Raw genomic sequence first — 10846 nt, forward strand, 5'->3', positions numbered from 1 at the left:
ACTCTCGATTCACGTCACGTGTTATTCGGTTTCCAGATCGATATCGATGCCGAGGGAACGAATTTCTTTGATCAACACGTTAAAGGACTCGGGCATGCCCGGCTCCATACGGTGATCGCCGTCCACGATGTTTTTGTACATCTTGGTACGACCGTTCACATCATCCGACTTCACTGTGAGCATTTCTTGCAGAGTGTATGCCGCGCCGTAAGCTTCCAGCGCCCAAACCTCCATCTCCCCGAAACGCTGACCACCGAACTGTGCCTTACCACCCAGCGGCTGCTGGGTAACCAAGCTGTAAGAACCGGTAGAACGAGCGTGCATCTTGTCGTCTACCAAGTGGTTCAGCTTCAGCATGTACATGTAGCCAACAGTAACCGGACGTTCAAACTGGTTGCCGGTACGGCCGTCAGTCAGCGTCATCTGGCCGCTGTCCGGCAGATCTGCCAGGCGCAACATTGCCTTGATTTCGCTTTCCTTGGCACCGTCGAACACCGGGGTAGCCATCGGCACACCGCCACGAAGGTTCTTCGCCAGGTCCAGGATTTCCTGGTCGGAGAAGTCATCCAGGCTTTCTTGACGACCGCCAATCTCGTTGTAGATCTCATGCAGGAACTTGCGCAGGTCAGCAACCTTGCGCTGCTCTTCAATCATGAGGTTGATCTTCTCGCCCAAACCTTTGGCTGCGAGGCCCAGGTGAGTTTCGAGAATCTGACCAACGTTCATACGCGAAGGTACGCCCAACGGGTTGAGGACCACATCCACCGGGGTGCCATTGGCATCGTACGGCATGTCTTCAACCGGCATGATCACGGAGACCACACCTTTGTTACCGTGACGACCAGCCATCTTGTCACCCGGCTGGATGCGACGACGGATTGCCAGGTAAACCTTGACGATTTTCAGCACGCCCGGAGCCAGGTCATCGCCCTGCTGCAGTTTGCGCTTCTTGTCTTCGAACTTGTCGTCCAGCAGACGACGGCGATCGATGATGTAAGCCTGGGCTTTTTCAAGCTGCTCGTTCAGAGCATCTTCAGCCATGCGCAGTTTGAACCACTGACCATGCTCAAGACCGTCCAGGACCTCATTGGTGATTTCCTGGCCTTTCTTCAGACCGGCTCCACCTTCGGCAATACGGCCGACCAGTGCAGAGCGCAGACGTTCGAAAGTGGCGCCTTCAACGATGCGGAACTCTTCGTTCAGATCCTTGCGGATCTCGTCCAGCTGGGTCTTCTCGATGGACAGTGCACGAGCATCACGCTCAACGCCGTCGCGAGTGAAGACCTGCACGTCGATGACAGTACCTTTGGTACCGGTAGGTACACGCAGGGAGGTGTCTTTAACGTCGCTGGCTTTTTCACCGAAGATTGCACGCAACAGCTTCTCTTCCGGAGTCAGCTGGGTCTCGCCTTTCGGAGTGACCTTACCTACCAGAATGTCGCCCGCGCCAACTTCAGCACCAACGTAAACGATACCGGCTTCGTCCAGTTTGTTCAGTGCAGCTTCACCCACGTTCGGGATGTCTGCAGTGATCTCTTCAGGCCCAAGCTTGGTGTCACGTGCCACACAGGTCAGTTCCTGGATGTGGATCGTGGTGAAGCGATCTTCTTGAACAACCCGTTCCGACAAGCAGATGGAGTCTTCGAAGTTGTAACCGTTCCAGGCCATGAACGCGATGCGCATGTTCTGACCCAGAGCCAGCTCACCCATATCGGTGGACGGACCGTCGGCCATGATGTCGCTGCGCTGCACTCGATCACCCTTGCGAACCAGCGGACGCTGGTTAATGCAGGTGTTCTGGTTGGAGCGGGTGTATTTGGTCAGGTTGTAGATGTCGACACCGGCTTCGCCAGTTTCTACTTCGTCATCTGCAACACGTACCACGATACGGCTTGCATCAACGGAGTCGATCACGCCACCACGACGAGCCACGACGCAAACGCCGGAGTCACGGGCTACGTTACGCTCCATGCCGGTACCAACCAGCGGCTTGTCAGCGCGCAGGGTAGGTACAGCTTGACGCTGCATGTTCGAACCCATCAACGCACGGTTGGCGTCATCGTGCTCGAGGAACGGAATCAACGACGCTGCAACCGACACAACCTGCTTCGGCGAAACGTCCATCAGGGTGACGTCTTCCGGCGCCTTGACGGTGAATTCGTTCAAGTGACGAACAGCTACCAGCTCGTCGATCAGGACTTTCTTGTCGTTCATCGTGGCCGAGGCCTGAGCGATCACGTGATCAGCTTCTTCGATGGCGGACAGGAATACGATCTCGTCGGTGACCAGAGCGTCTTTCACCACGCGGTACGGGCTCTCAAGGAAGCCGTACTGGTTGGTGCGCGCATAGGCGGCCAGGGAGTTGATCAGACCGATGTTCGGACCTTCCGGCGTTTCAATCGGGCATACACGACCGTAGTGAGTCGGGTGTACGTCACGAACTTCAAAGCCTGCACGCTCACGCGTCAGACCGCCCGGGCCCAGTGCAGATACACGGCGCTTGTGGGTGATCTCGGACAGCGGGTTGTTCTGGTCCATGAACTGCGAGAGCTGGCTGGAACCGAAGAACTCTTTCACCGCCGCAGCCACTGGCTTGGCGTTGATCAGGTCTTGCGGCATCAGGCCTTCGCTTTCAGCCATCGACAGGCGCTCTTTGACCGCGCGTTCAACACGCACCAGGCCAACGCGGAACTGGTTTTCAGCCATTTCGCCTACACAGCGAACACGACGGTTACCCAGGTGGTCGATGTCATCGACGATGCCTTTACCGTTACGGATGTCGACCAGAGTCTTCAGTACCGCGACGATGTCTTCTTTGCACAACACGCCCGAACCTTCGATCTCGGTACGACCGATACGACGGTTGAACTTCATCCGGCCGACCGCAGACAGGTCATAGCGCTCAGGGCTGAAGAACAGGTTGTTGAACAGAGTCTCGGCAGCGTCTTTGGTTGGCGGCTCGCCTGGACGCATCATGCGATAGATCTCGACCAGCGCTTCCAATTGGTTGCTGGTGGAGTCGATCTTCAGAGTGTCGGAGACGAACGGACCGCAGTCGATATCGTTGGTGTACAACGTTTCGATACGAACAACCTGGCTCTTGGCGACTTTCGCCAGAATCTCGGTGGTCAGCTCGGTGTTGCACTCAGCAATGATTTCGCCGGTAGCCGGATGCACGATAGCCTTGGCCGTTGTGCGACCCAGGACATAGTCCAGAGGCATAACGAGCTCTTTGATACCGGCTTTTTCCAGCTGGTTGATGTGACGAGCAGTAATACGACGACCTTGCTCGACAATCACCTTGCCTTTGTCATCGGTAATATCGATGGCCGCAATTTCACCGCGCAGGCGATGAGGTACCAGTTCCAGGCTGATGCTTTCGCCCTGAACGTGGAATACGTTGGTGGTGTAGAACGCGTCCAGCACCTGCTCAGTCGTATAACCCAGCGCGCGCAGCAGTACCGATGCAGGCAGCTTGCGACGACGGTCAATACGGACGAACACGCAGTCTTTCGGATCGAACTCGAAGTCCAACCACGAACCGCGGTAAGGAATGATACGCGCGGAATAAAGCAGTTTACCGGAGCTGTGCGTCTTGCCGCGGTCGTGGTCAAAGAACACGCCCGGGGAACGGTGCAACTGGGAAACGATTACACGCTCGGTACCATTGATTACAAAGGTACCGTTTTCAGTCATCAGGGGGATTTCACCCATGTAGACTTCTTGCTCTTTGATGTCCTTGATCGCTTTGTTCGACGATTCTTTGTCGAAAATGATCAAACGAACTTTTACCCGCAAAGGTACGGCGTAAGTTACACCGCGCAACACGCATTCTTTAACATCAAATGCCGGCTCGCCCAAGCGATAACCGACGTACTCCAGCGCAGCATTGCCGGAGTAGCTGATGATCGGGAAAACGGATTTGAAGGCCGCATGCAGGCCCACGTCGCGGAACTGATCTTTAGTCGCTCCCGCCTGCAAGAATTCACGATACGAATCCAGCTGGATTGCCAAGAGATACGGCACATCCATGACGTCCGGCAACTTGCTAAAGTCCTTGCGGATACGTTTTTTCTCAGTATATGAGTAAGCCATCAGCGTTCCCCAGCTTGGTCACCTGCTTGTTTGGCCTCTCCCGACGGGAGCAGCCAGAAAATCGTGCAAACCCCTTGGTTTGCTCCACCGCACAGGGTGGTTACAGCACGTTAGAGGCGCCGACCCAGTCGGCAGCCAATAACGGAAAAAGGCCGGTGGCAAGAGCCACCAGCCATCAGCCTTCTGCTTAACGCTTGGGCTGGAGACGCAAGGTCGAGGCTTACTTCAGCTCGACTTTAGCGCCTGCTTCTTCCAAGGCAGCCTTGGCTTTGTCAGCTGCGTCTTTCGCAACAGCTTCCAGAACAACGCTAGGAGCGCTGTCTACTACTGCCTTGGCTTCTTTCAAGCCCAGACCAGTCAGCTCGCGAACAGCCTTGATCACGTTAACTTTCTTCTCGCCAGCTTCCAGCAGCATGACGTTGAATTCAGTTTGCTCTTCAACAACAGCAGCGGCAGCAGCAGGACCAGCAGAAGCAGCAGCAGCGGAAACGCCGAATGCTTCTTCCATTGCCTTGATCAGCTCAACGATTTCCAGAACGGATTTCGAACCGATTGCGTCGATGATTTCTTGAGTAGTCAGAGACATGACTATAAATTCCTGTATTGGGGTGACAGCCTAGGCGGCTATCGAAATAAACAATAAACGCTGAAAGGAGTAGCTCAGCCTTAGGCTGCAGCAGCTTCTTTCTGGTCGCGAAGTGCCGCCAGAGTACGAGCCAATTTGCTGGTAGCGCCTTGAATCACGCTCATCAGCTGAGAAATTGCTTCGTCACGGGTCGGCAGACTTGCCAGTACGTCGATCTGATTAGCTGCGAGGAACTTGCCCTCGAACGCAGCTGCCTTGATCTCGAACTTATCCTGACCTTTAGCGAACTCTTTGAACAAACGGGCAGCAGCACCTGGATGTTCGTTGGAGAATGCGATCAAGGTCGGGCCGGTGAACACGTCGTTGAGAACACTGTAGTCAGTGTCAGCAACAGCGCGCTTGAGCAGGGTGTTACGTACAACACGTACGTAAACGCCAGCTTCACGAGCCTCTTTACGGAGTCCGGTCATAGCGCCTACTGTCACGCCGCGGGCATCAGCCACAACAGCAGACAGGGCAACTTTGGCAGCCTCGTTGACTTCAGCGACGATGGCCTTCTTGTCTTCGAGTTTAATTGCCACGGGTTTAACTCCTGCTTGTTACCGTTTCATCTGGCCTGAGCCGGATGTCGTTTTGGTGTCTGATTCGGTAAGGAACCGGGAGCACCATCTGCGTAGGCTTGAGGTTTAAGGCTTTCGCCGCCTACGGTCTTGGATAGCCCCCGCCAGGCAGGGACCCCAATCTTTCATTGGCGCGGCAAGCCACGCCAATTTGTCTTACGCGTCCAGAGAACCCTGGTCGATGACCAGGCCCGGGCCCATAGTGGTGCTCAGGGTAACGCGCTTAACGTAAATACCTTTCGAGGAAGCTGGCTTGATACGCTTCAGATCAGCGATCAGGGCTTCAACGTTTTCCTTCAGCTTGACGGCATCAAAGCCGATCTTGCCAACGGAAGTGTGAATGATACCGTTTTTGTCAGTGCGATAACGAACCTGACCAGCTTTTGCGTTCTTAACCGCAGTAGCTACGTCTGGAGTTACAGTACCAACCTTAGGGTTAGGCATCAGACCACGCGGACCAAGGATCTGACCCAGCTGACCTACAACACGCATTGCGTCCGGGGATGCAATAACTACGTCATAGTTCAGGTCGCCGCCTTTCATTTCGGCAGCCAGGTCGTCCATACCAACGCGATCAGCGCCGGCAGCCAAAGCAGCTTCAGCAGCTGGACCCTGGGTGAACACAGCTACACGTACAGTCTTGCCAGTGCCGTGTGGCAGCACAGTAGCGCTACGAACAACCTGGTCAGATTTACGTGGGTCTACGCCCAGGTTAACAGCGATGTCAAAAGACTCGCTGAACTTGACAGTGGACAGCTCAGCCAGCAAAGCAGCAGCGTCTACAAAGTTGTAAGACTTGCCAGCTTCAATTTTACCGGCGATTGCCTTTTGACGCTTAGTCAGCTTAGCCATTACACACCCTCCACGTTAAGGCCCATGCTACGAGCAGAACCGGCGATGGTACGCACGGCTGCTTCCATATCAGCTGCAGTCAGATCCGCGTTTTTGGTTTTCGCGATTTCTTCCAGCTGAGCACGGGTAACAGTGCCAACCTTAACGGTGTTTGGACGAGCGGAACCGCTAGTCAAACCGGCAGCCTTCTTCAGCAGAACCGAAGCAGGAGTCGATTTGGTTTCGAATGTGAAGCTACGGTCGCTGTATACAGTGATGATCACTGGAGTCGGCAGGCCAGCTTCAATACCCTGAGTACGGGCGTTGAAAGCCTTGCAGAATTCCATGATGTTCACACCGTGTTGACCCAAAGCTGGGCCGACAGGTGGGCTTGGGTTGGCCTGAGCGGCCTTCACTTGCAGCTTGATGTAAGCGGTAATCTTCTTGGCCATGAGGCACTCCAATTACGGGTTCAGACGCCTAGAAAGGCTCCCCGGTTACTTGCGCGTTTATCCCAGTGACGACAAAACCCCACAGCCTAAGCCATGGGGTTGGGATTCGTGTTCAGCTAGACCTTTTCGACCTGGCTAAACTCTAGCTCTACCGGAGTAGAGCGACCGAAAATGAGCACTGCCACTTGGATGCGACTCTTTTCGTAGTTAACTTCTTCGACGGTGCCATTGAAATCAGCGAACGGGCCATCGGTGACACGAACAACTTCACCTGGCTCGAACAGTGTTTTCGGCTTGGGCTTGTCGCTACCATCAGCAACACGACGCAGAATTGCTTCTGCCTCTTTATCGGTGATTGGCGCCGGTTTATCGGCAGTACCACCAATGAAGCCCATTACGCGAGGGGTATCCTTGACCAAGTGCCAAGTCCCTTCGCTCATGTCCATTTGTACCAGCACATAGCCAGGGAAGAACTTGCGTTCGCTTTTGCGTTTCTGGCCATTACGCATTTCAACCACTTCTTCAGTGGGAACCAGAATTTCGCCGAAGCCTTCTTCCATGCCTGCCAGCTTAATACGCTCAATCAAAGAGCGCATAACATGCTTTTCGTAACCCGAATAAGCATGCACTACGTACCAACGCTTAGCCACGGGACACCCTTAGCCAACAATCAAGGAAACGAGCCAGCCGAGCAGGGAATCTAAACCCCACAACAGCAACGCCATAACTAGAACAACAGCCACCACGATCAACGTGGTCTGCGTAGTTTCTTGGCGAGTTGGCCATACGACTTTACGAATCTCAGTACGAGCTTCCTTCACCAAGACAGAGAACGACTTGCCTTTTGCCGTCTGCAAGCCCACATAGGCAGCAACAGCAGCAATCACAAGAAGTGCAATGACACGATACAGGATCGGCGAACCAGAATAATACTGATTCCCAACAACGCCAACCACCACAAGAGCAACCACTACAAGCCACTTGAGGAGATCGAAGCGAGAGCCTTGAACTTCAGCCTTGGGAGTCATCTAAGAGGATCCTGTGAAAAGAAAGCCAGACGCAATGAGCGAATCTGGCAGGTCAGGAGGGAATCGAACCCCCAACCTACGGTTTTGGAGACCGTCGCTCTGCCAATTGAGCTACTGACCTAAAACATTATCGAGCCGCGAATTATGCAGGCACGAGAGAGACTTTTCAACAACCAATGCAATTACTTTTGCCTCAAGCCTGGCAACACCAAACTTTCGACCCTGTGAACAGCAGAATGCGAGCTGATCACAACAGTAACACCAACCAGAGCAGCGACACCCAAAACACCTGGCACCACCGGCAAACACTCCGGACAGGCTATGCACCTGTTAAAACAAAGGCAGATATTTTCATATCTGCCTTGTTATATGGAGCTCTTGAGCGGATTTGAACCGCTGACCTCACCCTTACCAAGGGTGTGCTCTACCAACTGAGCTACAAGAGCAAAACACATCGCAAAAACAGCAAGACTGGAGCGGGTGGCGGGAATCGAACCCGCATCATCAGCTTGGAAGGCTGAGGTTCTACCACTAAACTACACCCGCAAATCTTGCTATTCGAGCTTAAATATGGTGGAGGGGGAAGGATTCGAACCTTCGAAGTCGTAGACGTCAGATTTACAGTCTGATCCCTTTGGCCGCTCGGGAACCCCTCCTAAGCGAGGCAGAATTCTACATCATTCTACCCTTCTGTCAAGCACTTTCTTCAAGTAATTCAGGAAGTTAGCAACTTGACTCACTTCACACTTCAAAGCCTGTTTGGCGTTCACTGTGGAGCGGGCGCCATTCTATGCAAAGATCAGGGTAGCTGCAAGCCCTCACAGTGCATTTTTTTGAGTTTTAACTCATTGAATTCATTAGCAAGGTTCTGCAACAGCATTTCATTGACCCTGGCGCTGCTCTCGGAATTGATTTGAATAGCATATCCAGCCAAATCCCCCGCAGCGACATCAGCTCTTTGCGTACGGACATCCATATCGGCGAGCCTGCGCTGGACCCTGTCCAGCTGATCCTCACTGGAGATATTCCCCAGGTAGATACACTCCGCACCCGCCTCAGGTGCAGCCTGGGGCTCAGCGACGGCTAACGAGGGGCGAGCCTCGCTGAGCAGACTGATACCCTGCTGACTCCCTTTGTACAACGACAATGAAACAACCTCCTTGGCCCTGACAGGCGCCTCTTGCTGATGCCATATGTAATAGAAAACATTCAGAACAACCAGCAACAGAAACAGCCAACGCATAAGAACCTCAGGAGAAGGGACAAGCTACAGCCAAGCCGACAAATACAAGATCCGGCACCAATCGGGCGCCCGGGACCATATCGCTCACCAGGCTAGCGTCACCTCCCGTGAGAAAAACCTCAAACTCTTGCCCCCAGTAATCACGCGCCAATTCCAACTGGGTCAAGACAAATCCCCGCATCATCAACAAGCAGCCACGCTCCACGGCCTCAGCCGTTGTACGACCAGGAGCCCGTAAAAGCAGTGCCTGCTCGGCAGAAAAATCGTCATATCTGATTCGTCGCGTGTGCGTGCGCAGCTGATCACGCATCAAGGGCATTCCCGGGCAAATAAAGCCACCTAAATGGCTGCCATCTGGCGCGACAAAATCTGCCGTTACAGCAGTGCCAAAATCCAGGACCAGACACGCACCCTTTGCCAACTCATATCCACCGACGAGAGCAAGCCAACGATCCAGCCCCAAGCGGGAAAAATCTTCGTAACCATTGCTCACACCCGAAACGCTCCTGGCCGGCATGGCGCATGCAACCCCCACCCCGAAAGCCGAGGCTATGCCAGCTACCAGGCTGGCGGTCTCTTCATCGGTACGCACGCTGACCAGGCGACACTGGACGACATTCAATGCAGGAACAGCTCGCACCGAAGCTATCAGACCGATATCGGAATCTACGACCCCTCCACCAGCGACTCTGCCACCATCGAGCACACGCCACTTTATAAAGCTGTTGCCGCAGTCCAGTTCAAGAATCATGGCGCAACCTCAGGCTAAGCTCGCCACCGCTAAACACCTTCTCCTCGCCCTCTACGCGCAAGCGAAGCGCACCCTGCTGATCAATACCCATGACCGTCCCATCCACCTGATGCACTCCAGCAATCAACGACACTTCACGCCCTTGCCACAAATGATTGCTCTCCCACTCTGCCTGGATCGCTGCAAACCCGGACGACTCATGGCGCTTAAGGTATGTGAGCAAACTCTGATTAAGGCTGGACACCAGCGAATTACGGTTTATGGCTTTGCCAGACTCCAGAAAAACCGAGGTCCATGCCTGATCCACCTCACTGGCGACCCGCATATTGGCATTGATACCAATACCAATCACCAGGTGACAGACATCGGCAGGATCACCCACCAGCTCAAGCAAAATTCCGGCGATCTTTTTATTTCCGACCAATACGTCATTTGGCCACTTGAGCCCCGCCCTCTCGATACCCATTTCTCGAAGAGCACTCAAAACTGCCAAGCCGACCACCAGGCTGAGGCCTTCTAGCTGGCGCATGCCGCCGTCCATCCGCAGAACCAGACTGTAATAAATATTCTCTGCGAAAGGGCTGACCCACTTGCGCCCCCTACGTCCCCGTCCAGCAAGTTGACGCTCAGCCAGAATGACGAAGGGAGCAGTCTGACCGCGATCAATGGCGCGCAAGGACTCGGCATTCGTTGAGTCAAGGGATTCATGGATAGAGACTGGCCAGGGACCGGCAGCCATTTGTTCGTGCTCGAGCAGCTCGAGAGGAGCTGCCAGCTGGTAGCCACGACCACGAACCTTGTGAATCGACAAGTTCAATTCTGACTCCAGGTGCTGAAGCTGTTTCCACACAGCACTACGGCTGACGCCGAGCGCAGCTCCCAGCGCCTGCCCTGAATGAAATCGACCATCTTTGAGTAGTTTCAACAACGTCAGCATGCAAGTACCGCCTCACAATCAGGCACGCATAATAGCCATGAGCAGCGCTATTGCATAGAAAGCCCGAGAGTTGTCGCAAGCCAAAATCCACCTGTAGAAACGCTTTGTGCAGGCGTTGCACCGATGTTTTTTTCGGCACAAAAACAAACCCCCTGTCTGCGTGAGCAGACAGGGGGTTTGGAATTTAATCTTGACGATGACCTACTCTCACATGGGGAAACCCCACACTACCATCGGCGATGCATCGTTTCACTTCTGAGTTCGGGATGGGATCAGGTGGTTCCAATGCTCTATGGTCGTCAA

At 54.1% G+C, this 10846-nt stretch carries 10 protein-coding genes, 4 tRNA genes and 1 rRNA gene; all 15 read right to left on the minus strand.

Going from position 1 to position 10846, the window contains the following annotated elements; all coding sequences use genetic code 11:
• Positions 1-21 precede the first annotated feature (21 nt).
• On the minus strand, positions 22-4095 hold the full coding sequence (rpoB, locus tag JQ845_RS20830) for a DNA-directed RNA polymerase subunit beta (protein ID WP_003444388.1): 4074 nt from the start codon (positions 4093-4095) through the stop codon (positions 22-24).
• Between the two features lie 220 nt (positions 4096-4315).
• Positions 4316-4681 (minus strand): 50S ribosomal protein L7/L12, encoded by a 366-nt coding sequence (gene rplL, locus JQ845_RS20835; RefSeq protein WP_003444390.1) that lies wholly within the window; start codon positions 4679-4681, stop codon positions 4316-4318.
• 80 nt (positions 4682-4761) lie between these two features.
• Entirely contained in the window at positions 4762-5262 is a 501-nt protein-coding gene (gene rplJ / locus JQ845_RS20840; RefSeq protein WP_127196856.1) for a 50S ribosomal protein L10, read from the minus strand.
• Between the two features lie 195 nt (positions 5263-5457).
• Entirely contained in the window at positions 5458-6153 is a 696-nt protein-coding gene (gene rplA / locus JQ845_RS20845; RefSeq protein WP_003444394.1) for a 50S ribosomal protein L1, read from the minus strand.
• Positions 6153-6584 (minus strand): 50S ribosomal protein L11, encoded by a 432-nt coding sequence (gene rplK, locus JQ845_RS20850; RefSeq protein WP_003444395.1) that lies wholly within the window; start codon positions 6582-6584, stop codon positions 6153-6155. The genes rplA and rplK overlap by 1 nt, the downstream gene beginning before the upstream one ends.
• A gap of 116 nt (positions 6585-6700) precedes the next feature.
• Positions 6701-7234, minus strand: a complete 534-nt coding sequence (nusG, locus tag JQ845_RS20855; protein ID WP_003444397.1) for a transcription termination/antitermination protein NusG — start codon at positions 7232-7234, stop codon at positions 6701-6703.
• Positions 7235-7243: 9 nt separating this feature from the next.
• Positions 7244-7612 carry a preprotein translocase subunit SecE gene (secE, locus tag JQ845_RS20860; RefSeq protein WP_003444399.1) on the minus strand — a complete coding sequence of 123 codons (369 nt, stop codon included), beginning with the start codon at positions 7610-7612 and terminating at the stop codon, positions 7244-7246.
• A gap of 45 nt (positions 7613-7657) precedes the next feature.
• A tRNA-Trp gene (locus tag JQ845_RS20865) sits at positions 7658-7733 on the minus strand.
• A 249-nt stretch (positions 7734-7982) separates the two neighbouring features.
• Positions 7983-8058: transfer RNA gene (locus JQ845_RS20870), tRNA-Thr, on the minus strand.
• A 26-nt stretch (positions 8059-8084) separates the two neighbouring features.
• A tRNA-Gly gene (locus JQ845_RS20875) sits at positions 8085-8158 on the minus strand.
• A gap of 25 nt (positions 8159-8183) precedes the next feature.
• Positions 8184-8268, minus strand: a tRNA-Tyr gene (locus tag JQ845_RS20880).
• A gap of 143 nt (positions 8269-8411) precedes the next feature.
• A complete protein-coding gene (locus JQ845_RS20885; RefSeq protein WP_203009408.1) occupies positions 8412-8855 on the minus strand; it encodes a hypothetical protein in 444 nt (147 codons plus the stop codon).
• Between the two features lie 7 nt (positions 8856-8862).
• Positions 8863-9606 carry a pantothenate kinase gene (locus tag JQ845_RS20890; RefSeq protein WP_003444403.1) on the minus strand — a complete coding sequence of 248 codons (744 nt, stop codon included), beginning with the start codon at positions 9604-9606 and terminating at the stop codon, positions 8863-8865.
• A complete protein-coding gene (gene birA, locus JQ845_RS20895) occupies positions 9596-10543 on the minus strand; it encodes a bifunctional biotin--[acetyl-CoA-carboxylase] ligase/biotin operon repressor BirA (RefSeq protein WP_010655447.1) in 948 nt (315 codons plus the stop codon). The genes JQ845_RS20890 and birA overlap by 11 nt, the downstream gene beginning before the upstream one ends.
• Before the next feature lie 188 nt (positions 10544-10731).
• A 5S ribosomal RNA gene (gene rrf, locus JQ845_RS20900) occupies positions 10732-10846 on the minus strand.

The sequence above is a fragment of the Pseudomonas paraversuta genome, from assembly GCF_904063065.1.
Taxonomy (GTDB): domain Bacteria; phylum Pseudomonadota; class Gammaproteobacteria; order Pseudomonadales; family Pseudomonadaceae; genus Aquipseudomonas; species Aquipseudomonas paraversuta.